Genomic DNA, 25,724 nt, shown 5'->3' with positions numbered 1-25,724 from the left:
CAACCGGGAACCCGCGCGGCGCCCCTGCCCCCGGCGCGCGCCGGCCATATAATTTCCGCTGGCCGCACGATCGCGGCTGACCGGCGGCCATGCAAGACCGCTGCCCGCACCAAGACCACAGGAGTATTCCGACCATCATGCCCGACCTGGAACCAGACACCGTCTCCGCGCTCGAAGCCCCCGAATTCGCCCCCGCGCAATTCGTCCGATGGTTCCGCGAAGTGGCGCCCTACGTGCATGCGTTCCGAGGCAAGACCTTCGTGGTGGCGTTTGGCGGCGAACTGGTCCAGGCCGGCGCCCTCAATGTCCTGGTGCAGGACCTCTCCCTGCTGTCGGCCCTGGGCATCCACCTGGTGCTGGTGCACGGCTCGCGTCCGCAGGTCAATGAACAGCTGCGCCTGAAGGGCTACACCCAGCAGTTCGGCCGGGGCCTGGCGCCCACCGACCCGGCCGCGCTGGAATGCGCCAAGGAGGCGGCCGGCGAAATCCGCCTGGACATCGAGGCCGCCTTCAGCCAGGGCCTGCCCAACACGCCGATGTCGCATTCGCACATCCGCGTCCTGTCGGGCAACTTCGTCACCGCCCGCCCCACCGGCGTGGTCGACGGCATCGACTACAAGCACACCGGCCAGGTGCGCAAGATCGATGTCGACGCGCTCAAGTTCGCCATCGAGCAAGGCTCGGTGGTGCTGCTCTCGCCGCTGGGGTTCTCGCCCACCGGCGACGCCTTCAATCTGGCCATGGAAGACCTGGCCACCAGCGTGGCGGTGGCCCTGCGCGCCGAGAAACTGATCTTCCTGTCCGGCGCGCCCGGCGTGCTCGACGGCAACGGCGCGGTCGACACCGAGCTGGCCCGCGTGGACGCCGACGCCCTGCTGGCGCGCGGCGAGCTGGACGAGGACACCACCTACTTCCTGCAGCACGCCTCGCTGGCCGTCAAGCGCGGCGTGGCGCGCGCCCACCTGGTGCCCTACTCGCTGGACGGCAGCGTGCTGCTGGAGATCTTCACCCATGACGGCGTGGGCACCATGGTGGTCGAGGACACGCTGGACGACCTGCGCGCCGCCACGCTCGATGACGTGGGCGCCATCCTCAGCCTGATCGAGCCGCTGGAAGCCGACGGCACCCTGGTGCCGCGCCCGCGCAGCGCCATCGAGCGCGACGTGGAGCGCTTCACCGTGCTCGAGCACGACGGCGTGATCTACGGCTGTGCCGCGCTGTATCCCTTCCCCGAGGACCAGATGGCCGAGATGGCCTGCCTGATCGTGCACCCCGAATGGCAGGGCTCCGGCGAGGGCGAAATCCTGCTGCGCCACATGGAGTCGCGCGCCCGCGCCAGCGGCGCGCGCCGCCTGTTCGTGCTGACCACCCGCACTTCGCACTGGTTCATGAAACGCGGCTTCGTGCGCGGCGGCGTCGCCGACCTGCCGCGCGACAAGCAGAACAACTACAACCGCTCGCGCAACAGCCTGGTTTTCATCAAGAAACTGTAACCGCCCGGCTTGGCGCCGCTTGCGGCGGCAAGCCGGCTAAAATGACCTGTTCGCAACTTACCGGCAGCAAACCATGTCCCGTATCGTCAACTGTGTGAAACTCAAGCGCGAAGCCGAAGGGCTGGACTTCCCTCCGTACCCGGGCGAACTGGGCACCCGCATCTGGCAACAGATCTCCAAGGAGGCGTGGGAAGAATGGAAGCAGATCCAGACGCGCCTGGTCAACGAGAACCGCCTCAACCTGGCCGACGCGCGCGCCCGCAAGTATCTGCAGCAGCAGATGGAACGCTTCCTGTTCGAGGACGGCAGCGTCGAGGCGCAAGGCTACGTCCCGCCCTCGGCCTGAGCGCGCCGCGAGCCCGCCCCCCTTCGCAACCGGCCGGCAGGCCGGTTTTTCATTGATGCCCGCCGCCACCGATCCCGACATCGCCGCGCTGGTCGCGCGCGCCGCCGCCGTGGCCCCCGAGCGCCGCAGCGGCACGCTGCGCGACCTCGACCACATCGTCATCCTGATGCAGGAGAACCGTGGCTTCGACCACTACTACGGCGCCCTGCCCGGCGCGCGCGGCTGGGCCGACCCGCATCGCGCGCCCACGCCCGACGGCGACGTGCTCGTCCAGGCGCATGCCGGCCAGCGCCTGGCGCCCTATCCGCTGGCGCCCGCGCTGCCGCCCGGCCAGCCGCTGGGCCATTTGACGCCGCACACCTGGGACGATGCCCAGCGCGCCTGGAACGACGGCCGCATGGACCGGTGGCTGGCGGCCAAGGGCCGGCTGGGAATGGGCTACTACCGCCCCGAGGAACTGCCGCTGCAGACCGCGCTGGCGCGCGCCTTCACGTTGTGCGAGGCGTACCACTGCTCGATGCAGGCAGGCACCAACCCCAACCGCCTGTTCCTGTGGACCGGCACCAACGATCCGCTCGGCCAGGCCGGCGGCCCGGCGCTGGTCAATACCCATGACCGCCTCGGGCCGGCGCACGAAGGCTACGCCTGGACGACCTACCCCGAGCGCCTGCAGGCCGCCGGCGTGGACTGGGCCATCTACCAGGACATGGCGGACAACTATCACGACAATCCGCTGGCCGGCTTTCGGCAGTACCGCGCCGAACTGGCCGGCGGCGCGGCCCGGGCGCCGCTGCGCGAGCGCGCCCTGAGCACCCGCACCCTGGCGGCGCTGGCCGATGACGCGGCCAACGGCCGCCTGCCGCAGGTAGCGTGGGTCATCGCCCCCACTGCGGACTCCGAGCATCCGGAAGTGTCCAGCCCGGCGCAGGGCGCCGCCTTCAGCGCCCGCGTGCTCGACATCCTGACGCGCGACCCGGCGCTCTGGCGGCGCTGCGCATTGCTGCTTACCTACGACGAGAACGACTGCTTTTTCGACCACATGCCGCCGCCCGCGCCGCCCGGCGCGGCAGGCGGCGGCAGCACCGTGGCTACCGCGGGCGAATACCACCAGGCGCGCGGCGGCCCCTCGGCCGGCACGCCCGACGACCCGCGCGCGCTGCATGGGCGCGCCTACGGCCTGGGGCCGCGCGTGCCCATGCTGGTGGTCTCGCCATTCAGCCGCGGCGGCTGGCTCGATGCGCGCGTCTATGACCACACCTCGGTCATCCGCCTGCTGGAGTCGCGCTTTGGCGTGGCCGAGCCCAACATCAGCCCATGGCGGCGCGCCGTCTGCGGCGACCTGAGCCATGCCTTCGATTTCACCGGCGCGCAGGAAAACGCGGCCGCGCCGCGGCCGCGCTGCCGGCCTTCGCCCTATGCGTGCCGTGTCGAAACCTGGGCGGCCGATGGCCGCCAGCGGCTGCGCATGACCAACCCGGGCCGCGCCACGCTGGTGCTGCATGTGTACGACTGCCTGCGGCTGGCGCAGGGCCCGCGCCGCTACACCATCGAGCCGGGCCGGCAATGGGAAGACAGCTGGCCGGATGCCGGTGCAGACCTGGCCTGCGACCTGTGGATACTGGGGCCGGACGGATTCCACCGGCGCATCCGCCGCCACGCGGCCGGCGCGCCCCTGGCGGCGGCCTGGCGCGACCAGCCGCCCGCCCTGTTGCTGGAAAACCGGGGCGTGCAGGCCCTGCAGGTGCGGATTGATTCGGCCTACGGCGACGCGCCGGCGCTGCTGCGGCTGGCGCCGGGCGAACGGGCCGCCTGGCCATGCGAACCGTCGGCCAACCGCGGCTGGTACGACCTGACGGCCAGCGCCGCGGGACAATCATTGCGGCTGGCCGGCCGGGCGCGCGCCGCCGGGCCGGGCCGGCCCGACCCGCGCCTGGGCTGACGCGCCCCGCGGCTTATTGCCGGGCGTCCGGGTCCGGGATGGACGCCGGCGTTTCGCCCTTCTCGGCCTTCTCGGCCTTGTCGCCCTTCTCGATGGCCTCTTCGCCGCGCGCCAGGCGTTCGGTGTTCTTGACGCCGGTGTGGCGCACGTCGGCGCCCTTGACCATGTAGATCACCCGCTCGGCCATGTTCTTGGCGTGGTCGCCGATGCGCTCGAGCGCGCGGGCAATGAAGATCATGTCGATGGCGCGCGAAATGGTGCGCGGGTCTTCCATCATGTAGGTGATCAGGTTGCGCAGCGCCGCCTTCCATTCCTTGTCGACTTCCTTGTCGCTGCGCACGACCTGCGCGGCCAGGATCGGATCCAGGCGCGCGAAGGCGTCCAGCGCCTGGCGCAGCATATTGCCCACATTCACGGCCATGTGGCGCAGTTCGATCAGGGGAATGTGACGCTGGTCGTTCTCGTACATGCGGCGCACGGCGGTGGCGATCTTCTCGGCCTCGTCGCCCGAGCGCTCCATGTCGGTCAGCATCTTGGAGACGGCCAGCAAGGTGCGCAGGTCGATCGCGGTGGGCTGGTGGCGCGCCAGGATCAGGCTGATGCGCTCGTCGATCTCGACTTCGTGCCGGTTGACCTCTTTCTCGCGCTCGCGCACCTTCTCGACCATGCTCATGTCGCCGGCCGGAATGGCTTCGACCGCTTCGTGGATCATGGCCTCGACGATTCCGCCCATCTGGAGGAACTGCGACCGCACGTGCTGCAGGTCTGCGTCGAATTGTTTGTTGGTGTGCTCCGTCATCCGGACTCCCTGCGTGGTTGGTCTCATCTGTAGTGCCCCTGAAAACGCGGTTGCGCAGAGGGCTGCCCGACCCGCAAGGTTATGACCCGACTATGACAGGATTATGAATCCCCCCCGGGAGACCGGCAAGCCGGCCCCGGGAAGGCGCGCCGGGTCAGCCGCGGCGCTCCAGGCGGCGGATGCCGTCCTGGGTGGCCAGCAGCGCCACATCGGCGCCGGCCAGGGCGAACAGGCCGCAGGTCACCACGCCCGGAATGTCGTTGATGGTCTTCTCCAGCCCCGGCGCGTCGGCGATCGACAGGCCGGCCACGTCCAGGATGATGTTGCCATTGTCGGTAACGAAGCCTTCGCGCAGCGCCGGCTGCCCGCCCAGCCGGCTCAGGCCGCGCGCCACGGCGTTGCGCGCCATGGGGATGACCTCCACCGGCAGCGGAAAGCGGCCCAGCCGCTCGACCAGCTTGGACTCGTCGGCGATGCAGATGTAGCGCCGGGCCACCGAGGCCACGATCTTCTCGCGCGTCAGCGCGCCGCCGCCGCCCTTGATCATGTGCAGGTTAGGATCGATTTCGTCGGCGCCGTCCACGTAGATCGGCATGCTCTGGACGTCGTTGAGGTCCAGCACCGCCAGGCCGTGGCCGGCCAGCCGCGCCGCGCTGCGCTCGGAACTGGCCACCGTGCCGCGCAGCCGGCCCTTGAAGCGGGCCAGGCCGTCGATGAACAGGTCGGCGGTCGAGCCGGTTCCCACGCCGATGATCACGTCCGGCCCGGCTACCTGTTCGACCAATTCGAGGGCCGCGTCGGCGGCTTGTTGCTTGAGTTCTTGCTGAGTAAGCATGGCGATTGCGAGTATGAGCGCGGCAGGCGCGCGAAACCTTGAAGGCCGGAAATTTAGCAGATACCGGGCCAGGCGCGGGCCAGAATCGGGGCCGGGTCGTCGATCGGCGCGGCCCCGGCGATGCCCGCGGGCGCCCGCAGGCGGGTGGCGGCAAAGGCCGCGGCCACCGGCGCGGGCGCGTGGCGAATCAGCAAGGCTGCCTGCCAAAGCGTGGCCAGCCCGGCCGCCACGTGGCGCGCCATGCCCTGCGGTACCGAGTCCGGCTGCGCCACCAGCGCCAGCCAGCCGTCGAGCGCCTGGTCGAACGCGGGCGCCACGCCGCGCGCGCGGCCCAGCTCGTCGCGCAGGCCGGGCAGCGCCTCGGGCTCGCGCGCCAGGCCGCGCAGCACGTCCAGCGCCATGACGTTGCCCGAGCCCTCCCAGATCGAATTGACCGGCGCCTCGCGGTACAGCCGCGCCAGCGGCGCTTCCTCGACGTAGCCGTTGCCGCCCAGCACTTCCATGCATTCGCCCAGCGCCGCGATGGCGCGCTTGCAGACCCACAGCTTGGCCGCCGGAGTGCCCACGCGCACCAGGGCGCGCGCGACCGGGTCGGCGCGTTCGTCCACGGCGCGCGCCAGCCGCAACGCCAGCACCGTCGCCGCCTCGCTCTCCAGCGCCAGGTCGGCCAGCAACGCCCGCATCAATGGCTGCGCCAGCAGGGCCGTGCCGAAAGCCTGGCGCTGCGCGGCGTGATGCAGGGCCTGCGCCACCGCCTGGCGCAACAGCGCCGCGCTGCCCAGCACGCAATCGAGCCGCGTGGTCGCGGCCATCTCCAGCAATACGGCCGTCCCGCGCCCCGGCTCGCCCAGCATGGCGCCCCAGGCCTGTTCGAACTCCACTTCGGCGCTGGCGTTGCTGCGATTGCCCAGCTTGTCCTTCAGGCGGCGCAGGCGCACGGCGTTGCGCGGACCCTCGGGCACCCAGCGCGGCACGAAGAAGCAGCCCAACCCCTCGTCGGTGCGCGCCAGCACCAGGTGCGCATCGGCGTGCGGCACCGACAGGAACCATTTATGGCCGGTCAGCAGGTAGGCCTGGCCGCGCCCGGATGCGCCGACCGGCTCGGCGCGCGTGGCCACCGAGCGCAGGTCCGAACCACCCTGCTTCTCGGTCAGGCCCATGCCGATCAGGGCGCCACGCTTGCGGCCGATGGGCGCGTCGCTGGCATCGAACTCGCGCGAATACAGCACGCCCAGCCAGTCGCGTCCGTAGTCGATGACGCCGGCCGGCTCGCGCGCCAGCAAGGGCACCGCGGCGTGGGTCATGGTGGTGGGACACAGGGTGCCGGCCTCGATCTGGCCCTGCATCAGGTAGGCGGCCGCGCGCGCCACATGCGCGCCCGGCACGGGCTGCGCCCAGGCCCTGCTGTGCAGCCCGCGCGCCACGATGCCGGTCATCAGGGCGTTCCAGGCCGGATGAAAGGCCACCTTATCCTGCCGGTGGCCGGTCGGGTCATAGGCCAGCAGGCGCGGCGAATTGCGATTGGCCTCGGCGGCGGCCTCCAGCGTCTGGGCCCGGCCCAGCCATGCGCCGTGCTCGCGCAACTCGGGCTCGAAGGCCGCGGCGCCCTCGCGCCGCACGGCCTCCTGCAGCACCGGATCGGTCTCGTACAGCGAATAATCTTCCAGCGGCGCGACCTGGTTGGTCACCTGGTGCGTAAGGAACGGCTGCATGGCGCCTCCGGCCTTGGCGGCATAAGAAGTGGGCGGACCGCCCGCCCCGCCGGAGGCTCGCCGCCCCCGGGCCTGCTCCTCAGGATGGGGAGCCCTGGTCAGCCCCTAGTGTATCGGGTTCATCGCCCAGCAGCCGGGCCGCCTCGGCCTCCGGCAAGGCCTCGACCGTCTTGAGGTTGCGCAGCATGGCCCGCGTACGCACCTCGGTCTGGCCGATCCTGTTGCTGGCGGTGTCCAGGGTTTTCTTGACCGTGGCCAGCGATTCGCCGAACTTGGCGAACTCGGTCTTGACCGCGCGCAGCACCTGCCACACCTCGGACGAGCGGCGCTCGATCGCCAGGGTGCGAAACCCCATCTGCAGGCTGTTGAGCAGGGCCGCCAGGTTGGCGGGGCCGGCCACGTTCACGCGCAGGCCATGCAGCTTGTCCAGCAGCCCGGGGCGTCGCAGCACTTCCGCGTACAGGCCTTCGGTGGGCAGGAACATGATGGCGAAGTCGGTCGTGTGGGGCGGCGCCACGTACTTGGAGGCGATAAGCCGCGCCTGCGTCTCCACGGCCTTCGCCAGCGCCGCGCCGGCGGCGCGGGCGGCCTCCTGCTCGGCCGCGTCCTGGGCGTCCATCAGGCGCTCGTATTCTTCCTTGGGAAACTTGGCGTCGATGGGCAGCCACACCGGGCCGCCGCCTTCGTCCTTGCCGGGCAGGCGGATCGCGAACTCCACCACCGCGTCGCTGCCCGGCACCGGCTTGACGTTGCGCGCATACTGCTCGGGCGTCATGGCGTCCTCCATGAGGCGCGCCAGTTGCACCTCGCCCCAGGTGCCGCGCGACTTCACGTTGGTCAGCACCCGCTTCAGGTCGCCCACGCCGGCCGCCAGCGTCTGCATCTCGCCCAGGCCCTTGTGCACGGCCTCCAGCCGATCCGACACCATCCGGAACGACTCGCCCAACCGCTGTTCCAGCGTCGCGTGCAGCTTCTCGTCCACGGTGCGGCGCATTTCCTCCAGGCGGGCCCCGTTGTCCGCCTGCAAAGCCTGCAGGCGCTGGTCCACCACCTGGCGCACGTCCTGCATGCGGCGGTCATTCAGTTCGACCAGGCCCTGCAGGCGCTCGCCGAACTGGCTGGCAAAGCGCGCCAGCGACTCTCCATGCTCGGCGCGGGCGGCGCGCGCGTCGCGTCCCAGCGTGGCGCGCAGCTCTTCCTGGCTTTGCGCCATCTCGGCGCGCAGCGCGCGCATCGACTCGGCCAGCTCGGCGCGCAACCCGCGCTGGCTCTCCGCCAGATCGGCGCGCAGCCCCCGGTCCACGCGCTCCAGGCCGTCGAGCAGCGCCTGCAGGCGCGCATCGCCGCCTCGCCCGCGCAGCGCCAGCAGGCAGGCCAGCAGCGCAAACACCGCGGCGGCCACGGTTATCCAAGGCAGATAAGATTCCAAGCCAATCTCCACAAACCACGATTGTAGGAACATGGGCCGGCCCACACCGGAACACCACCTACGCAAGCCGGCACAGGCGCACGCCGGGCATACAAAAAAAGACTAACATTGCTCGCTGACTGTCATACCTATCCTTTTTTCATCGTGTCCTGGCCTGACAATACCGCAGACAACAACACCCATCACGCGCCCTTGCCGGGCAGCGGCTATGCCGCCATGTTCGGCCCGCTGGACCTCAGCCAGGCGCGGCTGCTGGCCCAGGGCGGCGACCGATACGTATTCCAGCACCCGCACGAGCCCTCGCTGCTGGTCAAGGTCATGGACATGGAGGCGCGCGCCGTCTACCTGGAGGCGCGCCCGTTCAAGCGCTGGTACAAGCAGTTCCAGCGGGAAAGCGCCTACCGCGTCTACCTGAACGAAATCACCGAATACGTCACCACCTCGACCGGCGCCTCCGGCGTATGGCAGGTGCCGCTGGCGCGCATCGTGGGGCTGGCGCAGACGTCGCTGGGCCTGGGCCTGCTGGCCGAGAAGATCACCGATGCGGCCGGCAACATGGCGCCGACCGTCAGCGACCTGGTCAAGCGCGGCGAATTCGACACCGCGCTGGCCCATCGCCTGGACCGGTTCTTCGAAGACCTGGCCGACGCCCACATCGTGATCCACGATATCTCCGCCAGCAATATCGCCTGTGGCCGCAATGCCGAAGGCCGCGAAGGCCTGTACCTGATCGACGGGTTCGGCGTGCTGCCGCTGATTCCCACCTATGCCTGGAGCCGGCGCCTGAACCGCAAGCGCATCATGCGCAAGTATGCGGAACTGCGCGCCCGCATGCCCGCCCCGGCGCCCTGAGCCGGCGCTACACGTACAGCGCGCCGTCGGGGTCCACCCAATCGAAATCACGCCCGGCCTGTTGGCCGCGGCGCAACGGATTGCGCGTGCAGAACGCCGCATAGGCCGGATCGACATAGCGGTACGGCAGGTGCTCGTCGCGCCCGGCCGGAATGCCCAGCCGGGTGGTGCGGACCAGGCGCTCGAGCCGCACGCCCACGTCCTCGACGAAAAACCGCCGCGGATCGAAGGCCTTGGCGTCCCATTGCGGCACTTTCAGCCCCAGCGCGCGGCACAGCAGGGTCTGGCCCGCGCACAGGCGCGCCGGCGGCCGGGGCTGGCCCTGCGCATCCGGGTTGAGCCGCTGCATGCAGGCCAGCGCGCGCGGCCCGGACACCTCGTCGATCCAGGGATGGCCCGATTTGATCAACACCGCGTTGCCGGGGCCCGCGGCGCTGAAATTGAGCGAATCGCCGCCGCGCGCGTAGTACATGTAGACCACGCCCCCGTCCATGAACAACGCACGCCGCTTGTGGGTGTAGCCGAGCGAGGCATGGCTGCCCTTCTCGGCCAGGTAATAGGCTTCGGTCTCGATGATGCGCGCCGACAGCCACAGGCCGTCCACGCGGTGGCGCACCACCTTGCCCAGCAGGTCGCGCGCGAGCTGCTGGGCGTCGCGGTCGAAGAAGGCGGCCGGCAAGGCCGGGCCCGGCCGCGGCCGGGCCGTGCGCGCAGGAGCCGGCATGCGATCAGGCGAAGCGCTCGCCGTAGCGCTTTTCCGAGTAGCCAACGGTCACCTCGCCGTCCGGCGTCACGGTAACGGGACGGCGCACCAGCGCCGGGTATTCGGCGATCAGCGCGGTCCATTCGGCGTCGCTCCGGGCCGCCTTGCGCTCGTCGGACAGCGCGCGCCAGGTCATGGACGTGCGGTTGACCAGCTTTTCCCAGCCGCCCACCTTGCCGGCCCATTGCCTGAGCGTGGCCGCCGGCACGGGATGGTCGCGATAATCGACAAAGGCATGCTCCACGCCGTGGGCCGCCAGCCAGTCGCGCGCCTTCACGCAGGTGCTGCACTTGTTCAGACCATACAGGGTGACTTGTTTCATCGGTTATCGGCCTCCTTGCGCCACTGCAACCGGTTGGCGATGATCACGCAGGTGCCGACCGCCAGGATGAACAGGGTGGCCAGCGCGTTGATCTCGGGCTTGAGCCCCAGGCGAACGCGCGAGAACACCTCCATCGGCAAGGTCGACGACCCCGGCCCCGACAGGAACGACGCGATCACCACGTCGTCCAGCGAAAGCGTGAATGCCAGCAGCCAGGCCGACACCAGCGCCGGGGCGATCAGCGGCAGCGTGATCGCGAAAAACACCTTGATGGGCGTGGCGCCCAGATCGAGCGCGGCCTCTTCGAGCGAGCGGTCCATGTCGCGGATGCGCGACTGGACCACGACCGCCACGAACGCCATGCACAGCGTGACGTGGCCCACCCAGATGGTGAACACGCCGTTCTGCTCCGGCCAGCCCAGGTGGCCACGCATCTCGACGAACATCAGCAGAAGCGAGATGCCCAGCACGACCTCGGGAATGACCAGCGGCGCGCTGAGCATGCCCACGTACAGCGTGAAGCCGCGAAAGCGGCCCATGCGCCCCAGCACGTAGCCGGCCCAGGTGCCGATGATGGTGGCGGCGGTGGCCGTCAGGACGGCGATCTTGAACGACAGCCAGGCGGCGCGCAGCAGGGCGCTGTCCTCGAGCAGCGAACCATACCAGCGCAGCGAGAATCCGGTCCAGGACGTCACCACCGGCGAGTCGTTGAACGAGAAGACCATCAGGCTGATGATGGGCACATACAGGAAGAAGTACCCGAGGCCCAGCACCAGCATCCGCAGCGATTTGTCGGGCCCCTTCATCGGCGGCCTCCGCCGGCGAAATCCTGCTGCTTGATCTGGTTGTACTGGAACAGGGCCAGCGGCACCAGCAGCAACAGCACCATCACGCAGGTGACGGCCGAGGCCATCGGCCAATCGGTGTTGTTGAAGAACTCGTTCCACATGACGCGCCCCATCATCAGGGTGTCGGCGCCGCCCAGCATTTCCGGGATGACATACTCGCCCACCGACGGGATGAACACCAGCATGGCGCCGGCGATCACGCCCGGCCGCGACAGCGGCACGGTGATGCGCCAGAACGCCTGCCACGGCCGCGCGCCCAGGTCGTAGGCGGCTTCGAGCAATCGCAGGTCCATCTTCACCAGGTTGGCGTACAGCGGCAGAATGAAGAACGGCAGGTAGGCATAGACCAAGCCGATGTAGACGGCCAGGTCCGTACGGTAGATTTCCAGGGGGCTGGAAATCAGGCCCAGGCCCATCAGCAGCTTGTTCAGCAGGCCGTCGTTGCGCAGGATGCCCACCCACGCGTAGACGCGCAGCAGCAGCGAGGTCCAGAACGGCAGGATCACGGCCAGCAGCAACAGGTTGCGCAGCGCGGGCGCCGAACGCGCGATGTAGTAGGCGATCGGATAGCCGATGAGAATGCAGCACAGCGTGGTGATCGCCGCCATCTTGACCGAATTGAGGTAGGTGGCGACATAGAGGCTGTCGGTGAACAGCAGGACATAGCCGCGCAGGTGCAGGCTGAGCTGCACGGCCTCGTCCTTGAACTCGGCCAGCGGCGTGTACGGCGGGATGCCGAACTGCAGCTCCGCGAAGCTGATCTTGAACACCAGCAGGAACGGCACCAGCAGGAACAGCACCAGCCAGGCGAACGGCGGCACGATGGCCACCGTGCGGCGCGATGGCCGCGGCAGGGCGAACCGCCTCATGACGAGAACACCGTCGCGCTATCGGCGTCCCAGCTGACGAAGACCTCCTCGTCGATGCCGGGCGCGTCCTGGCGCGCCAGTTGCAGGCTGGGGACGCTGGCCTCGACGATCTTGCCCGAGTCCAGGCGGATCTGGTAGAGGCCGTAGCTGCCCATCCAGGCCATGTGGGTGACCATGCCATGCGCCCAGTTGTGCTCGGCCTCGGGCTGCTCGCGCAGGACCACCAGCCGCTCGGGCCGGATCGATACGTGCACTTCCATGCCCAGCGGCTCGCTCACGCCGTGGCTGACATACAGCGGCCGGGTCAGCTCGCCCGACTCGATGGCGACATGGTCGGGCTCGTCGACCACGATGGTGCCCGAGAACAGGTTGGTCGAGCCGATGAAGCCCGCCACGAAACGCGAATTCGGAAACTCGTAGACATCCTGCGGGGTGCCGCATTGCACGATCTGGCCTTCGGTCATGACGGCAAGCCGGTGCGCCATGGTCATGGCCTCTTCCTGGTCGTGCGTCACCATGATGCAGGTCACGCCGACCTGCTGCAGGATCTTGACCAGTTCGATCTGCGTCTTCTGGCGGATCTGCTTGTCCAGCGCCGACATCGGCTCGTCGAGCAGCAACAGCTTGGGCCGCTTGACCAGGCTGCGCGCCAGCGCCACGCGCTGCTGCTGCCCGCCGGACAGCTGGTGCGGCTTGCGGCGCGCGTAGCCGGCCATCTGGACCAGGTCCAGCGCCTCGAACACGCGGTCATGGATCTCGGCGCGGTCCACCCCTTCCTGCTTCAGGCCGAAGGCCACGTTGGCCTCGACCGTCATGTGCGGAAACAGCGCGTACGACTGGAACATCATGTTCACCGGCCGGCGGTACGGCGGCACGTTGGTGATGTCCTCGCCGTCGAGCAGGATCTGCCCCGAGGTGGCGTCCTCGAAGCCGGCCAGCATGCGCAGCAGCGTCGACTTGCCGCTGCCCGAGCTGCCCAGCAGCGCGAAGATCTCGTTGCGCCGCACGGCCAGGTTGACCGACTGCACGGCCACCACGTCGCCGAAGATCTTGACGACGTCGGTGACCTTGACGAATTCGTCCGGATCGGCGGAATGCTGCGCCGAATAGCGGATGTCGCTCATGATGGCTCAGCGCCCGGACTTCAGTTCGGCCCACATGCGCGTCTGCAGGCGCTGCACGTTCAAGGGCTGGGCCTTGATCACGTACAGGGTCTTGGACACGTCGGCGGGCGGATAGATCATCGGGTTGTCGGCCACGTCCTTGACCACGAACTCGCGCGCCGCCTTGTTGGCGTTGGGATAGAACATGGTGTTGGTGATGGCCGCGTGCACCTGCGGCGTCTCGATGTAGTTGATGAAGGCGTGCGCCTCCTCGGGATGCGGGGCATCCTTGGGAATGGCCATCACGTCGAACCAGGCCGGCGCACCGCCCTGCGGGATGAAGTAATTGATCTCGTACGGCTTCCTGGCCTCCTGGGCCCGGCGGCGCGCGATCATCACGTCGCCCGAAAAGCCGTAGACCATGCACAGGTCGCCCACGGCCAGTTCGTCGATATAGCCCGACGAGCTGAACTGGCGGATATAGGGCCGGATCTGCTTGAGCAGGGCCAGGGCTTCCTTGTAGTCGTCCGGGTTGGCGCTGTTGGGGTCCTTGCCCAGGTACTTGAGCACCGCCGGGAAGACCTGCGCGGCCTCGTCCAGCATGGAGATGCCGCACTCCTTCAGCTTGGCGGCGTTCTCGGGCTTGAACAGCATGTCCCAATTGGCCAGGTCCACGCCCTCGCCCATGATCTGCTTGACCTTGGTGACGTTGTAGCCCAGCCCATTGGTGCCGTAGCCCCACGGAATCACGTACTGGTTGCCCGGGTCGATGGTGGCGACCAGCGCCATGACGTCCGGGTCGAGGTTCTTCCAGTTGGGGATCTTGGACTTGTCCAGCTTCTGGTACAGCCCGCCTTCGATCTGGCGCGATGCATAGTGGGTCGAGGGCACGACCACGTCGTAGCCCGACTTGCCCGTCAGCAGTTTGGCCTGCAGGGTGTCGTTGTTGTCATAGACGTCATAACGCACCTTGATGCCGGTTTCCTTCTCGAAACCGGGAATGGTGTCGGGCGCCGTGTATTCGGCCCAGTTGTAGACGTTGACGACCTTGTTTTGCGCCCCTGCCGGCGACATCGCCGCCGCCAGCACTGCGCCGCCCAATACGCAGCGCAACTGTGCCGAGAATTTCATCGCGAACCCCCTGCCATGATGCGATTTTCGAGAATTGCCAAAAGGCGGAATCATAAAGCCTTTTAGGAGCGGACTGGTCGCAAATCCAGCCCTGGACAAGCAGTTTTCACCCGCGGGCTTCGCCGGGCGGCGGTTCAGGCCCTTGCGGTCCCGCGCGCCCAGGCAGCCTGGTAGGCCGGCTCCAGCCGCCGCCAGAAGGCCTGCCCCCGCTCGCCGCCGACCTTGGCGAGCGAACGGCGCAGGCGCGCCAGGTTGCCCTGGCGCCCCCGCTCGGACACGCCGCCGGCCGTGCCCCGGTCGAAATCGATCAGCCATGCCAGCCCGCCCGGGTCGAGCAGGATATTGAAGGCGTTGAGGTCGGCATGCCAGACGCCCGCCCGGTGCATGGCCGCGATGGCGCGCGCCACCGCCTCCCAGGCGGGCTCGTCGAGCAGGCTGGCCAGCGGCCGGGCGGCCGGGATGCGCTCGACCAGGATCGCCGCCCGGTACGTCAGGCCGTGGCGCCAGTAGCCGGCCGCCAGCGGCGCCGGCACCGCCAGCCCTTGCTCGCGCATCTGCGCCAGCAGGCGGTACTCGCGCAAGCTGCGGGTACGCGCCTCGCCCTGCCACACATAGGCATCGCGGCTGACGCGCGCGGCCAGGCCGCCGCGCCGGTAGCCGCGCAATACCCCCTGCCAGCCGGGCGCGGCGACAAACCACGCCGCCTGCCGGCCGCCCGCGGCCACCGGCTGCGCGGCCGCGCCATAGCTGGCCGGATCGAACAGCGCCGGCCCGGGCGCCTCGATACGCGCCGCGTCATACAGCATGGCGCCGGCCGGCGTCTCGCGCCAGGCCAGGCGTTCGGTGCGCGGTCGGGCCTCAGCCGGCACGGTTGCGCATCCAGTCGGCCGTGCCGTAGAAGGCCTGCAGCAGGCGATCGACCAGGGCCGGGGGCAATTGCCGGTCCTGCATGGCGCGGCCCATGCACGCCACCCACTGGTCGCGCTCGATCTCGCCGATCGAGAACGGCAGGTGGCGCGCGCGCAGGCGCGGATGGCCGAAGCGCTCGATATAGTGGTCCGGACCGCCGAAGTAGCCGCACAGGAACCAGAACAGCTTGTCGCGCGCCTGCTCCAGGCTGGGGCCGTGGGCGTCGCGCAACGCCTTGAAATCGGACTCCATGTCCATCAGGTCGTAGAACCGGTCGACCAGCTCGCGCACGCCGGGCTCGCCGCCGAGCATGTCGAAAACGGTCTTGGAGGTGTCCAGCGGCTCGGAAATCGGCTGGACGCGGGTCGTCGTCATTACGCTTCTCGCAAAGTAACCAGGGGCGGCGTGCGCAGCACGCCCCGCAAAGCCAGGGCGCCGCCAGCCCACGCCCCCAGCATGCCGGCCAGTGCGCCGGCCGGCCAGGGCCACCATTGCAGGCTGATGGCGAAATCGAATACCTGGGTCGACAGCACCCAGGCCACGGCGGTGGCGCCGCCGGCGGCCAGCAGGCCCGCCAGGCCGCCCACCGCCAGCAGCTCCAGGCGCTGGGCGCGGGCCAGTTGGCGGCGGGTCGCCCCCAGCGCGCGCAGCACCGCGGCCTCGCGCACGCGTTCGTCGCGGGTGGCCGTCAGCGCGGCCGCCAGCACCAGCACGCCGGCCGCCAGTGTAAACAAGAACAACAGCTGCACGGCCTTGACCACCTCGTCCAGCACGGTCTGCAATTGCCCGAGGATCGCCCCCACGTCGAACACGGTCAGGTTGGGAAAGGCCTGCACCAGGTCGCGCAGCACGGCGGCCTTGCCGGGCGGCAGGTGGAACGAGGTGATCCAGCTCTGCGGCGCATCGGCCAGCGCCTGCGGCGAGAGGATGGCGAAGAAGTTCACCCGCATCGAATCCCAGTCGACCCGGCGGGTGCCGCTGACCACGACTTCGACCTGCTGTCCGGCGATGTCGAAAACCAGCTTGTCGCCCACCGCCAGCTTCAGCGAGCGGGCCAGCCCGGACTCCAGCGACACCTCGGCCGCGTCGGGGCGCAGCCAGCGCCCCTGCTCCACCCGGTTCGACTCGGGCAGCGTATCGCCATAGGACAGGTTGAATTCGCGATCCACCAGCCGCTTGGCGCGCGGCTCGTCGAAATCGTCCGGCCCGACCGGCCGTCCATTGACGCTGACCAGGCGGCCGCGCACCATCGGCCACAGATGGACCTGCCCCAGGCCGGCATCGGCCAGCCGCCGCATGACGGCCTCGCGCTGGTCGGGCTGCACGTTGATCAGGAAACGGTTGGGCGCGTCGGGGGGCAGCGTGCGCTGCCAGCCGGCGATCAGGTCGGTGCGCGTCATGGTCAGCAGCAACAGGGCCATCAGGCCGATCGCCAGCGCGCACACCTGGGTGATGGTAGCCGCCCGGCGCCGCACCACGCCGGCCAGCGCGAAGCGCAGGGCCGGCAGGCCGGCCGCGGCGTGGCGCAGCCGCGCCAGCGCCTGTACGGCCAGCCAGGCCACCAGCGCGAACACGGCGAAGGCTCCCAGGAAACCGCCGGCCACCACCGCGCCCAGGCGCGCGTCGCCGGCAAACCACCAGATCAGCAGGCCCATGCCGACGGCGCCCAGCGCATAGCCGCCCGCGCCGCGCGCGCGCAGGCGGTCGGCGTCGCGCCGCAGCACCCTGGCCGGCGGCACGTGACGCAACTGCGCCAGCGACGGCAGCGCGAACCCCAGCAGCATCAGCAGGCCGGTCAGCACGCCCTGGGCCGCCGGGATCGCCGACGGCGCCGGCAGGCTGGTGTCGATCAACTGGCCCAGCGCCAGCACCAACCCCTGGTGCACCGCGTAGCCCAGCAGGCAGCCGACGGCCGAGGCCGCCAGCCCCACCAGCGCGAATTCCAGCACCAGCATGCGCGTCACCTGCGCCTGCACCGCGCCCAGGCAGCGCATGACGGCGATGCCGTCGCGATGCCGCTGCATGAAGCGGCCGGCCGCCAGCGCCACGGCCACCGCCGAAATCAGCACCGCCAGCAGCGCCACCAGCGCCAGGAAGCGCTGCGCCCGGTCCAGGGTGCGCCGCACTTCCGGCCGCCCCGATTCGAGCGTGGCCAGCTTCTGGCCACGCTGCAGATGCTGGCCCAGCCACTGCCCGTAGGCGGCCACAGCGTCGGGCTGCCCGGCCGCCAGCAGGGCGTAGCCGATGCGGCTGCCAGGCGCGACCAGTCCGGTGGCGGGCAGGTCGGCGGTGCGCAGCAAGACGCGCGGCGCCACATTGACGAACTGCATGCCGCGATCGGGCTCGTAGGTGATGACGCGCTCGATGCGCAGCCGGGCATCGCCCAGGCCCAGCGTATCGCCCACCTGCACACCCAGCAGCGTCAGCAGCTGGGCGTCGACCCAGACAGCGCCCAGCGCCGGCACGTCGCGGGTGGGCGCGTCCTGGGCGAAGGGCGCGTCGGCCACCCGCAGGCTGCCGCGCAGCGGGTAGCCCGGCTCGACGGCCTTCAGCGAAGCCAGCTGGGCGTTGCCGTTGGCGCTGGCCATGGACGGGAACTGCAAGGTACTGGAAACCGACAGCCCCGCCTGGCGCGCCCGCTGCGCGAACTCGGCCGGCACCGGCTCGTCGGCCTCCAGCACCAGGTCGGCGCCCAGCATCTGCCCCGCATCGCGCTCCAGCGCCCGGCCTACCCGGTCGGCCAGGAAACCCACGCTGGTGACCGCGGCCACCGCCACCACCAGCGCCAGCACCAGCAGGCGCAATTCGCCGGCGCGCGCGTCGCGCATCATCATGCGCAAACCCAGGCGCAGGGTCGGCAACCAGCCCTGGCGGGCGGGGCTGCGGGCATCAGGGAAATCCATCATCGGGCAATCGTAACCAAGTAGGGGGGTTGTCAGGGAATCCCGCTATCATGCGCGAGGGGCAGTCCGGCGCGGCTGTCAAGCAACAATATTAATTAATGAAACGGAGAAGACACTATGCGCAAGTCCTGGCTTGCGGCCGCGACCCTGGCCGCCTGCACCGTTGCCGCCGCCCTGCCCGCGGCGGCCCAGACCACCCTGAAGATGGCCTATGCCCTGTCGACCTCGTCGCACTACGGGGCGGGGGCCGAGGCCTTCGCCAAATCCATCGAAGGCGCCTCGGGCGGCAAGTACAAAGTACAGCAATTCGCCAACAGCGCCCTGGGCGGCGAACGCGAAGTCATCGAAGGCCTGCAGATCGGCACCATCGACCTGGCCATCGTCTCGACCGGCGCGACGCTGAACTTCGTGCCCGAGACCGGCGTGTTCGACATCCCGTTCCTGCTGCGCGACCTGCCGCACGCCCGCGCGGTGCTCGACAGCAAGATAGGCCAGGATATGCTGGCGAAGTTCCCTGACCGGGGCATCATCGCCCTGGCCTGGGGCGAACAGGGCTTTCGCCACCTGACCAACAACGTGCGCCCGGTCAAGACGCCGGCCGACGCCAAGGGCCTGAAGATCCGCACCACGGAGAACCCCATCCACATCACGGCCTTCCGCCAGATCGGCATCCTGCCCACGCCCATGGCCTGGCCGGAGGTCGCCACCGCCTTGCAGCAGGGTACCATCGACGGCCAGGAGAACCCGCTGTCGGTCATTACCTCGGCCAAGCTGTCGCAGCTGCAGAAATACCTGTCGCTGACCGGCCACGTATATGGCCCGGCCCTGGTGCTGATGTCCGCCAACGTCTACAACGGCCTGTCGGACGCCGAAAAGGCCAGTTTCAAGACTGCCGGCAAGGACTCGGCCCAGGCCATGCGCGCCTACGTCGACAACATCGAGAAGACCGGCGTCGAGCAACTGAAGAAGGAAGGCATGCAGGTCAGCGAGGTCGACCGCGCCGCGTTCGCCGCCGCCGTCGAACCGGCCTACGCCGAGTACTACAAGAAGTTCGACAAGCAGCTCATCCAGTCGATCCGCGACACCAAGTAAGCCTGCTCGCGCGCCGCCCGGCCTGGCCGGCGCGGCGCCCGGCGGCCCGCCAGGCTGCCGTCCTCCCATCCCGGAAGCCATCATGCGACTGCTTTGCACCGCCGAGCGCGCGCTGTTCCGCCTGGTTTCGGCCATTGCCCAGATCCTGCTGATCGCCGCCGCCTGCGCCGCGTTCTACCAAGTCATTGCCCGTTTTGTCCTGCACTCCCCGGCGGACTGGAGCGAAGTCGCCACGCGCGCGCTGCTGATCTGGACCGTGCTGCTGGGCGTGGCGCTGGCCTTCCGGCATGGCGCGATGATCAGCGTGGAACTGCTGCGCAACACCCTGCAGGGCGCCGCGCGCCGCTTGCTGGAGCATGCCATCGCGCTGATCTGCATCGCCTTCCTGGCCTTCATCGCCTGGATCGGCGGCCAGATGACCTGGCGCGTGCGCTTCCAGAACGTGCCCAGCCTGGATATATCCATTTCCTGGATCTACCTGGCGATTCCGGTCGGCGCCACGCTGGCGGTCATTGCCGTGCTGGCGCGCTGGCTGGGCGGCGAGCAGGACGACGTGCCGGTGCGCAACGACGCGCAGGGCTGAAGCCCGTTCCATCCCCTTCGAGCAACCAGGGCTGTCCATCATGTCGCAGTTGATGATTCTCTCGATGTTGATTTTCTTCGGGCTGTCGGTGCCGGTCGCGGTGGCGATCGGGATCGCGGCCCTGACCGGCGTGTCGGTGGGCGGCCTGCCGTGGCTGGTCGTGGCGCAACAGATCTACGCGGCCCTGGACAAGTATCCGCTGGTGGCCATTCCCTTTTTCATCCTGGCCGGCAACCTGATGGAGGCCGGCGGAATCTCCGAGCGCATGGTCGAGTTCGCCAAGAGCCTGGTGGGCGGCATACAGGGCGGCCTGGCCTGCACCTGCGTGCTGACCTGCATGATCTTCGCGGCGGTGGCAGGCTCCAGCGTGGCGACGACCTTCGCGGTGGGCGCCATCCTGATTCCGGCCATGGTGCGCCACGGCTACCCGGCGCCGTTTGCCGCCTCGCTGCAGGCCAGCGCGGCCGAGCTCGGCGTGATCATCCCGCCGTCCATCCCCATGATCCTGTTCGCCGTGTCCACCGACACCTCCACCGGCGAGCTGTTCATCGCCGGCATCATGCCCGGCGTACTGATCGGCCTGGCGCTGATGCTGTACGTATGGCTGTACGCGCGCCGCAACGGGCTGGGCAAGCAGGATGGCGCCGGCCGCCTGCCGGTGTGGCTGGCATTCAGGCGGGCCTGGCTGGCCCTGTTGATGCCGGTCATCATCCTGGGCGGGATCTACGGCGGCGTGTTCACGCCCACCGAGGCCTCGGTGGTGGCGGTCATGTACGCGGTGCTGATAGGCACGCTGGTCTACCGTCGCCTGTCGTTCGGCCTCATCTCGGCCACCCTGCACCGCTCGGTGATTTCGACCGCCGTCATCATGTTCGTGATTGCCAATGCCGGCGTATTCAGTTTCCTGCTCAACCGCGCCGGCATTCCGGACGCGCTGGGCGTCTGGCTGAGCCAGCTGTTCGACAACCAGTTTTCCTTCCTGATGGGCGTGAACGCGGCGCTGTTCGTGATCGGGATGTTCATCGAAACCTCGGCCTCGGTGGTGGTGCTGGCGCCGCTGCTGCTGCCGGTGGCCATGAAGTTCGGCGTCGAGCCGGTGCACTTCGGCGTCATCATGGTGGTGAACCTGGCGCTGGGCATGATCACCCCGCCCTTCGGCGTCAATCTGTTCGCCGCCTGCGCCGTCGCCAAGCTGCCGCTGGAACGCCTGGTCCGGCCGCTGATCCCGTTCGTGGGCGTGGTGCTCGCCTGCCTGCTTGTCATCACTTACTGGCCCGGCCTGTCGCTGGGCCTGCGCGATCTGGTCTACGGCAGGTAGCACAGGCCGCCTGCTTATCCTCATTCCTGTCCACCTTGGTGGTAAAGAGGCATCGATCAACCACACTCAATTCCTACAGCCGCATCAGCCCCCCCCCCCCCCGAACCTCTAATATTCTTGCTTCCATCGTTGTATAGGCTTCCAAGCCAGTTTTCGCATGAAGCAAGTCTCCGCATACTTCCTCCTCGCGCCGGCCGTCCTGGCCGGCGCCCTGTCGTGGCACATCCCGGCGCGCGCCAACGACGGCACCATCGTCATCACCGGCACGATTACCGACACCACCTGCGTCGTCGAGGACCCTGCCGGGCCCAGCCATACCAAGGTCGTGACCCTGCCCAAGATTTCCAAGTCCGCCCTGAAGAACGTGGGCGACCAGGCCGGCCGTACGCCTTTCATCATCAAGCTGAAGGATTGCCCGTCCAGCCTGGGCAACGGCGTCAAGGCGTATTTCGAACCGGGCCCGACCACTGACTACGCCACCGGCGACTTGCGGGCATACAAGATGGCCTATGCCACCAATCCGCAAACCCAGTTGAACAGCATCACCGCCGCCACCGAGGCCCAGGGCGTACAGGTACGGATTTCAAACCTCAATGACTCCAAGATCGCCATGGGTGCGGACGAGGCGACCCAGCAGGCGGCAGGCTTCAACCCCGAAGCGCAGACCGGCGACGCCAGCAAGCGAACCGTCACGATGCGCTACCTGGCCTCCTACGTCAAAAAGAACGGCGACGTCGAAGCCAGCGCCATCACGACTTATGTGGGCTTTTCCGTGGTCTACCCTTAATGAGAGCCACCCGACAATACGTCGAATTCCTACATATCTATCAGCCCCCCCCCCCCCGGCGACCTCTAATATTCTTGCTTCCTCCGTGATTCCGGCGCACTTGCGCCCATACCAGCATGAAGCACTTTCGCCGCCATCGTGGGCTGGCGCTGGCCTGCCTGGCCAGCGCCATGGGCCTGCACGCCGTCGTCCATGCCAACGACGGCACCATCGTGATTACCGGCAACATCGTCGACAACACCTGCGAGATCGCGGATCCGCCGCAACCCAATCACGTCAAAGTGGTGCACCTGCCCAAGATATCCAAAAGCGCGCTCAAGCAGACCGGCGATACCGCCGGCGCGACGCCGTTTTCCATCAAACTACAGAACTGCCCTGATTCGCTGGGCAATGGCGTGAAACTGTACTTCGAGCCCGGCCCCACCACCGACTACAGCACCAAGGACCTGATCGCCTACAAGCTGGCCTACGTCGCCAACACCACGACCAACAGCAAGATTGTCGCCGGCCAGGTCGCGGAAGGCGTGCAGGTGCGCATCGCCAACCTGAACGGCACCCAGATTCCCATGGGTGAAAACGTCACCGGCCAGAATGCGCGCGGCTTCGACCCGGTAATGCAGAATGGGCAAGCAGGCAAGAAAGAAGTGACCTTGCGCTATCTGGCCGCGTATGTGAAGAAAGCCACGGGCACAATTTCTGCGAGCGCAATAACCACCTATGTAGGTTTTTCGGTCGTATATCCCTAGATACAGGGTGCGGGGCTTGATATAGAAAAATCCTACACAAAAGAAAGCCCCCCCCCCCCGCGTTTTCTAAGATGCTTGCACCTCGATTCACGTACAGCGCTTGGCGCTCCTTACCATCGATATGCAAGCAATATCTTCCATTCTCCGCGCGTCGACGCTTGCCGGGGCCATGACCATTGCCGTCGCGGCGCACGCCAACGACGGCACGATCGTCATCACCGGCAGCATCACCGATACCACCTGCGTCATCGAACAGCCGGCCGGGCCCGATCATTTGCGGATCGTGATCCTGCCCACGATTTCCAAGAACGCGTTGCGCAAGCCGGGCGACCAGGCGGGCAGGACGCGCTTCGACATCAAGCTCAAAGACTGCCCCTCCTCGGTGGGCAACGGCATCAAGCTGTATTTCGAACCCGGCGCCACCACTGACTACGCGACCGGCGACCTCAAGGCCTACAAGATCCGGTATTCCTCGTCCGCCCCGGTCACGCAGACCGCGCAGATCGTGGGCGCCACCGAAACCACGGGGGTGCAGATACGCCTGTCCAACCTTGACGACAGCAAAGTCACCATGGGCGCCACCGAGACGATGCAGGGCGCGCAAGGCTTCGACCCGGTCGCCCAGGGCGCCAAGAAAGCCGCGACCCTCAGCTACCTCGCTTCGTATGTGCGCAAGACCGGCGGCGATGTGGATACCGGCTCGATTACCACTTACGTGGGCTTTTCGGTCGTCTATCCCTAGCGGGGCGAATGCGCGGATATCGACGCGCGCAGGGCCAAATCCCATAGGCCGACGAACCCACCCCTCGATGGCGGCATGAAGCCTTACCACGTAAGTGATTCCCGCCGTCGTCCATACCTGATTTGGCGGCGACAGGAGAAATTCCTACACACCCATCAGCCCCCCCCCCCCCCGAGTCGTCTAATAATCTTGCACACACATTGTCCCTGGACCCTTTCACTACTCCAGCCCTGTATGCAAGCCAAGACGTTCATTCTTGGCGCGGCGCTCGTCGGCGCCGCGCTCGCCGTCCATGCCGAAGACGGCACCATTGTCATCACCGGCACGATTACCGACCAGACCTGCACGCTCGAGGACCCGAGCCCCGGTTACGTCAAGGTCGTGCACCTGCCGACGATCTCCAAGAGTGCGCTGAAGAACGCCGGCGACGTGGCGGGCCGCACTCGCTTCGACATCAAGCTGAAAGACTGCCCGACCACCGTCGACTCCCTCAAGCTGTACTTCGAGCCCGGCCCGACCACAGACTACGGCACCAAGGATCTGAAGGCATACAAGACATGGTATGTCGACCCCATAACGATCCAGATGCCTCCCGCCGTTACCGAGATCAAGGGCGTGCAGGTGCGATTGATGAACCTGAACGGCCAGCATATCCCCATGGGCGAGACCGAGCCCAACCAGCATGCCGCGGCATTTTCCGGCACCATGCAAGCCGGCCAGAGCAAGAAATCGTTCACGTTGCAATACCTGGCCGGCTACGTGAAGAAGGACAAGGAAGACGTGGAAGCGGCCGCGTTGACGACCTACGTGAGCTTTTCGGTGGTCTATCCCTGAAACGGCAACGCCGGCCATGGCGGCCGGCGTTGCGCCATGCGAATCCGCCTTCAGCGCGGACGCTTGTCGATGACGCGCCGCGCTTTGCCGGTCAGGGTGCGTTCGACGAACCCCGCGTCGGCAACCTGCACCCGGGCGCTGACGCCGATGTACGACTTGACCGCGTGTTGCAGCTGCTTGCCCAGGCCAGCACGCTCGGCCTCGGTCAGCGTCGAGAACTCGGCGCGCACCTCGGTGAGGATTTCCAGCTCGTCCAGGTTGCCCGAGCGCGACAGCACCAATTGGTAGTGCGGCGCCAGTTGGGCGATCTTCAGTACCAGTTCCTCGACCTGGGTCGGAAACAGGTTCACGCCACGCACGATCAGCATGTCGTCGCTGCGGCCCGTGATCTTGCCGATGCGGCGCATGCTGCGCGCAGTGGGCGGCAGCAGGCGCGTGAGGTCGCGCGTGCGGTAGCGGATGATGGGCATCGCTTCCTTGGTCAGCGATGTGAACACCAGCTCGCCCGGTTCGCCGTCGGCCACCGGCTCGCCCGTGTCCGGATTGACGATCTCGGCATAGAAGTGGTCTTCCCACACGACCGGACCATCCTTGGTTTCGACGCATTCGCTGGCCACGCCCGGCCCCATCACTTCGGACAGGCCATAGATATCGACCGCGTCGATGCCGCCTTCGGCCTCGATATCGGCGCGCATCTGGCCCGTCCACGGCTCGGCGCCAAAGATGCCGATGCGCAGGGAGCTCTGGCGCGGGTCCATGCCCTGGCGGCGCTGTTCCTCCAGGATATTGCAGTAATAGGACGGCGTGACCATGATGATGTCAGGCCGGAAATCGTTGATCAACTGCACCTGCTTCTCGGTCTGCCCGCCCGACATGGGCACGACCGTGCAGCCCAGCCGCTCGGCGCCGTAGTGCGCGCCCAGCCCGCCGGTGAACAGCCCGTAGCCGTAGGCCACGTGCACGATATCGCCGGGCTTGCCGCCTGCCGCGCGGATCGAGCGCGCCACCAGGTTGGCCCAATTGTCGAGATCGCGCGCGGTGTAGCCCACCACGGTCGGCTTGCCGGTGGTGCCGCTGGAGGCATGCACCCGCGACACGCGCTCGCGCGGAACCGCGAACATGCCGAAGGGATAGTTGTCGCGCAGGTCCTGCTTGGTGGTGAACGGAAACCTGGCGATATCGGACAGCTGCTTGAGGTCCTCGGGATGCACGCCAGCCGCGTCGAATGCCTGTTTGTAATGGGGCACGTTCTGGTAGGCATGGCTGAGCGTCCACTTGAGCCGCTCCAGCTGCACGGCCGCGATCTCGTCGCGGCTGGCGTGCTCGATCGGATCCAACCCCGGCTTGCTCATGGTGGTGGACATGATGG

The 25,724-nt window shown here is 68.1% G+C and carries 25 protein-coding genes; 11 read left to right on the top strand and 14 right to left on the bottom strand.

The window, feature by feature from the left end:
* The first annotated feature begins 89 nt into the window (after positions 1-89).
* The 3 genes from argA (at position 90) to CAL11_RS07345 (ending at position 3,778) form a co-directional block, all read left to right on the top strand.
* A complete protein-coding gene (argA, locus tag CAL11_RS07355) occupies positions 90-1,493 on the top strand; it encodes an amino-acid N-acetyltransferase (protein WP_080699722.1) in 1,404 nt (467 codons plus the stop codon).
* A 73-nt stretch (positions 1,494-1,566) separates the two neighbouring features.
* Positions 1,567-1,839, top strand: a complete 273-nt coding sequence (locus CAL11_RS07350) for an oxidative damage protection protein (RefSeq protein ID WP_033462439.1) — start codon at positions 1,567-1,569, stop codon at positions 1,837-1,839.
* 55 nt (positions 1,840-1,894) lie between these two features.
* Complete coding sequence (locus CAL11_RS07345) at positions 1,895-3,778, top strand: alkaline phosphatase family protein (RefSeq protein WP_086092549.1); 1,884 nt, start codon at positions 1,895-1,897, stop codon at positions 3,776-3,778.
* A gap of 13 nt (positions 3,779-3,791) precedes the next feature.
* On the opposite strand, the gene phoU is transcribed toward CAL11_RS07345, so the two are convergent.
* From phoU to rmuC, 4 genes are all read right to left on the bottom strand, one after another.
* Positions 3,792-4,577 carry a phosphate signaling complex protein PhoU gene (gene phoU / locus CAL11_RS07340; protein WP_086092548.1) on the bottom strand — a complete coding sequence of 262 codons (786 nt, stop codon included), beginning with the start codon at positions 4,575-4,577 and terminating at the stop codon, positions 3,792-3,794.
* Between the two features lie 154 nt (positions 4,578-4,731).
* Positions 4,732-5,412 carry a ribose-5-phosphate isomerase RpiA gene (gene rpiA, locus CAL11_RS07335; protein WP_003813244.1) on the bottom strand — a complete coding sequence of 227 codons (681 nt, stop codon included), beginning with the start codon at positions 5,410-5,412 and terminating at the stop codon, positions 4,732-4,734.
* A 53-nt stretch (positions 5,413-5,465) separates the two neighbouring features.
* Complete coding sequence (locus tag CAL11_RS07330; RefSeq protein WP_086092547.1) at positions 5,466-7,124, bottom strand: isovaleryl-CoA dehydrogenase; 1,659 nt, start codon at positions 7,122-7,124, stop codon at positions 5,466-5,468.
* A gap of 79 nt (positions 7,125-7,203) precedes the next feature.
* Positions 7,204-8,586 carry a DNA recombination protein RmuC gene (gene rmuC, locus CAL11_RS07325; RefSeq protein WP_411469324.1) on the bottom strand — a complete coding sequence of 461 codons (1,383 nt, stop codon included), beginning with the start codon at positions 8,584-8,586 and terminating at the stop codon, positions 7,204-7,206.
* Positions 8,587-8,697: 111 nt separating this feature from the next.
* Between rmuC and CAL11_RS07320 the strand changes: the two genes are divergently transcribed.
* Positions 8,698-9,405, top strand: a complete 708-nt coding sequence (locus CAL11_RS07320; RefSeq protein WP_086092545.1) for a PhoP regulatory network YrbL family protein — start codon at positions 8,698-8,700, stop codon at positions 9,403-9,405.
* Between the two features lie 7 nt (positions 9,406-9,412).
* Here the strand turns inward: CAL11_RS07320 and CAL11_RS07315 are convergent, their stop codons facing one another.
* From CAL11_RS07315 to CAL11_RS07275, 9 genes are all read right to left on the bottom strand, one after another.
* Positions 9,413-10,129 carry a DNA-3-methyladenine glycosylase gene (locus tag CAL11_RS07315; RefSeq protein WP_033462446.1) on the bottom strand — a complete coding sequence of 239 codons (717 nt, stop codon included), beginning with the start codon at positions 10,127-10,129 and terminating at the stop codon, positions 9,413-9,415.
* 4 nt (positions 10,130-10,133) lie between these two features.
* Positions 10,134-10,490, bottom strand: a complete 357-nt coding sequence (locus tag CAL11_RS07310; RefSeq protein ID WP_086092544.1) for an arsenate reductase — start codon at positions 10,488-10,490, stop codon at positions 10,134-10,136.
* Positions 10,487-11,296, bottom strand: a complete 810-nt coding sequence (locus tag CAL11_RS07305; RefSeq protein ID WP_086092543.1) for an ABC transporter permease subunit — start codon at positions 11,294-11,296, stop codon at positions 10,487-10,489. Before CAL11_RS07305 ends, CAL11_RS07310 begins: the two co-directional genes overlap by 4 nt.
* A complete protein-coding gene (locus tag CAL11_RS07300; RefSeq protein WP_086092542.1) occupies positions 11,293-12,207 on the bottom strand; it encodes an ABC transporter permease subunit in 915 nt (304 codons plus the stop codon). Before CAL11_RS07300 ends, CAL11_RS07305 begins: the two co-directional genes overlap by 4 nt.
* Positions 12,204-13,331 carry an ABC transporter ATP-binding protein gene (locus CAL11_RS07295; protein ID WP_086092541.1) on the bottom strand — a complete coding sequence of 376 codons (1,128 nt, stop codon included), beginning with the start codon at positions 13,329-13,331 and terminating at the stop codon, positions 12,204-12,206. Before CAL11_RS07295 ends, CAL11_RS07300 begins: the two co-directional genes overlap by 4 nt.
* A 6-nt stretch (positions 13,332-13,337) precedes the next feature.
* On the bottom strand, positions 13,338-14,441 hold the full coding sequence (locus tag CAL11_RS07290; protein ID WP_033462452.1) for a polyamine ABC transporter substrate-binding protein: 1,104 nt from the start codon (positions 14,439-14,441) through the stop codon (positions 13,338-13,340).
* 134 nt (positions 14,442-14,575) lie between these two features.
* Positions 14,576-15,310 carry a 3-deoxy-D-manno-octulosonic acid kinase gene (locus CAL11_RS07285; protein ID WP_086092540.1) on the bottom strand — a complete coding sequence of 245 codons (735 nt, stop codon included), beginning with the start codon at positions 15,308-15,310 and terminating at the stop codon, positions 14,576-14,578.
* Positions 15,300-15,725 carry a group II truncated hemoglobin gene (locus CAL11_RS07280; protein WP_086092539.1) on the bottom strand — a complete coding sequence of 142 codons (426 nt, stop codon included), beginning with the start codon at positions 15,723-15,725 and terminating at the stop codon, positions 15,300-15,302. Before CAL11_RS07280 ends, CAL11_RS07285 begins: the two co-directional genes overlap by 11 nt.
* The gene (locus CAL11_RS07275) at positions 15,725-18,256 is read right to left on the bottom strand and encodes an ABC transporter permease (protein ID WP_086092538.1); all 2,532 of its coding nucleotides are present in this window, start codon (positions 18,254-18,256) and stop codon (positions 15,725-15,727) included. Before CAL11_RS07275 ends, CAL11_RS07280 begins: the two co-directional genes overlap by 1 nt.
* 114 nt (positions 18,257-18,370) lie before the next feature.
* On the opposite strand from CAL11_RS07275, the gene CAL11_RS07270 reads away from it, so the two are divergent.
* From CAL11_RS07270 to CAL11_RS07240, 7 genes are all read left to right on the top strand, one after another.
* A complete protein-coding gene (locus tag CAL11_RS07270) occupies positions 18,371-19,345 on the top strand; it encodes a TRAP transporter substrate-binding protein (RefSeq protein WP_068926747.1) in 975 nt (324 codons plus the stop codon).
* A gap of 82 nt (positions 19,346-19,427) precedes the next feature.
* Entirely contained in the window at positions 19,428-19,928 is a 501-nt protein-coding gene (locus tag CAL11_RS07265; RefSeq protein ID WP_033462458.1) for a TRAP transporter small permease, read from the top strand.
* Positions 19,929-19,968: 40 nt separating this feature from the next.
* Positions 19,969-21,246, top strand: coding sequence for a TRAP transporter large permease (locus CAL11_RS07260; RefSeq protein ID WP_086092537.1), 1,278 nt, complete (start codon positions 19,969-19,971; stop codon positions 21,244-21,246).
* Between the two features lie 157 nt (positions 21,247-21,403).
* Positions 21,404-22,033: a fimbrial protein gene (locus CAL11_RS07255; RefSeq protein WP_086092536.1), complete on the top strand. Its 630-nt coding sequence runs from the start codon at positions 21,404-21,406 to the stop codon at positions 22,031-22,033.
* A 116-nt stretch (positions 22,034-22,149) separates the two neighbouring features.
* Positions 22,150-22,779 carry a fimbrial protein gene (locus CAL11_RS07250; protein WP_086092535.1) on the top strand — a complete coding sequence of 210 codons (630 nt, stop codon included), beginning with the start codon at positions 22,150-22,152 and terminating at the stop codon, positions 22,777-22,779.
* Positions 22,780-22,900: 121 nt separating this feature from the next.
* Positions 22,901-23,521 (top strand): fimbrial protein, encoded by a 621-nt coding sequence (locus tag CAL11_RS07245; protein ID WP_086092534.1) that lies wholly within the window; start codon positions 22,901-22,903, stop codon positions 23,519-23,521.
* A 234-nt stretch (positions 23,522-23,755) separates the two neighbouring features.
* A complete protein-coding gene (locus CAL11_RS07240; RefSeq protein ID WP_086092533.1) occupies positions 23,756-24,355 on the top strand; it encodes a fimbrial protein in 600 nt (199 codons plus the stop codon).
* A gap of 50 nt (positions 24,356-24,405) precedes the next feature.
* Here CAL11_RS07240 and paaK read toward each other — a convergent pair whose 3' ends face one another.
* Positions 24,406-25,719 carry a phenylacetate--CoA ligase PaaK gene (gene paaK / locus CAL11_RS07235; RefSeq protein ID WP_033461998.1) on the bottom strand — a complete coding sequence of 438 codons (1,314 nt, stop codon included), beginning with the start codon at positions 25,717-25,719 and terminating at the stop codon, positions 24,406-24,408.
* Positions 25,720-25,724 lie beyond the last annotated feature (5 nt).

The sequence above is a fragment of the Bordetella genomosp. 6 genome (assembly GCF_002119705.1).
In the GTDB taxonomy this organism is placed as follows: Bacteria; Pseudomonadota; Gammaproteobacteria; order Burkholderiales; family Burkholderiaceae_B; genus Bordetella; species Bordetella bronchiseptica_F.
Note: the sequence above shows the minus strand (reverse complement) of the source record. Positions and strands in the feature narration are given on the sequence as shown.

Coding starts and splice junctions, on each gene's coding strand:
- argA (WP_080699722.1), top strand. CDS start 90: ATGCAAGACCGCTGCCCGCACCAAGACCACAGGAGTATTCCGACCATC.
- CAL11_RS07350 (WP_033462439.1), top strand. CDS start 1,567: ATGTCCCGTATCGTCAACTGTGTGAAACTCAAGCGCGAAGCCGAAGGG.
- CAL11_RS07345 (WP_086092549.1), top strand. CDS start 1,895: ATGCCCGCCGCCACCGATCCCGACATCGCCGCGCTGGTCGCGCGCGCC.
- phoU (WP_086092548.1), bottom strand. CDS start 4,577: ATGACGGAGCACACCAACAAACAATTCGACGCAGACCTGCAGCACGTG.
- rpiA (WP_003813244.1), bottom strand. CDS start 5,412: ATGCTTACTCAGCAAGAACTCAAGCAACAAGCCGCCGACGCGGCCCTC.
- CAL11_RS07330 (WP_086092547.1), bottom strand. CDS start 7,124: ATGCAGCCGTTCCTTACGCACCAGGTGACCAACCAGGTCGCGCCGCTG.
- rmuC (WP_411469324.1), bottom strand. CDS start 8,586: ATGTTCCTACAATCGTGGTTTGTGGAGATTGGCTTGGAATCTTATCTG.
- CAL11_RS07315 (WP_033462446.1), bottom strand. CDS start 10,129: ATGCCGGCTCCTGCGCGCACGGCCCGGCCGCGGCCGGGCCCGGCCTTG.
- CAL11_RS07310 (WP_086092544.1), bottom strand. CDS start 10,490: ATGAAACAAGTCACCCTGTATGGTCTGAACAAGTGCAGCACCTGCGTG.
- CAL11_RS07305 (WP_086092543.1), bottom strand. CDS start 11,296: ATGAAGGGGCCCGACAAATCGCTGCGGATGCTGGTGCTGGGCCTCGGG.
- CAL11_RS07300 (WP_086092542.1), bottom strand. CDS start 12,207: ATGAGGCGGTTCGCCCTGCCGCGGCCATCGCGCCGCACGGTGGCCATC.
- CAL11_RS07295 (WP_086092541.1), bottom strand. CDS start 13,331: ATGAGCGACATCCGCTATTCGGCGCAGCATTCCGCCGATCCGGACGAA.
- CAL11_RS07290 (WP_033462452.1), bottom strand. CDS start 14,441: ATGAAATTCTCGGCACAGTTGCGCTGCGTATTGGGCGGCGCAGTGCTG.
- CAL11_RS07280 (WP_086092539.1), bottom strand. CDS start 15,725: ATGACGACGACCCGCGTCCAGCCGATTTCCGAGCCGCTGGACACCTCC.
- CAL11_RS07275 (WP_086092538.1), bottom strand. CDS start 18,256: ATGATGGATTTCCCTGATGCCCGCAGCCCCGCCCGCCAGGGCTGGTTG.
- CAL11_RS07270 (WP_068926747.1), top strand. CDS start 18,371: ATGCGCAAGTCCTGGCTTGCGGCCGCGACCCTGGCCGCCTGCACCGTT.
- CAL11_RS07265 (WP_033462458.1), top strand. CDS start 19,428: ATGCGACTGCTTTGCACCGCCGAGCGCGCGCTGTTCCGCCTGGTTTCG.
- CAL11_RS07260 (WP_086092537.1), top strand. CDS start 19,969: ATGTCGCAGTTGATGATTCTCTCGATGTTGATTTTCTTCGGGCTGTCG.
- CAL11_RS07255 (WP_086092536.1), top strand. CDS start 21,404: ATGAAGCAAGTCTCCGCATACTTCCTCCTCGCGCCGGCCGTCCTGGCC.
- CAL11_RS07250 (WP_086092535.1), top strand. CDS start 22,150: ATGAAGCACTTTCGCCGCCATCGTGGGCTGGCGCTGGCCTGCCTGGCC.
- CAL11_RS07245 (WP_086092534.1), top strand. CDS start 22,901: ATGCAAGCAATATCTTCCATTCTCCGCGCGTCGACGCTTGCCGGGGCC.
- CAL11_RS07240 (WP_086092533.1), top strand. CDS start 23,756: ATGCAAGCCAAGACGTTCATTCTTGGCGCGGCGCTCGTCGGCGCCGCG.
- paaK (WP_033461998.1), bottom strand. CDS start 25,719: ATGTCCACCACCATGAGCAAGCCGGGGTTGGATCCGATCGAGCACGCC.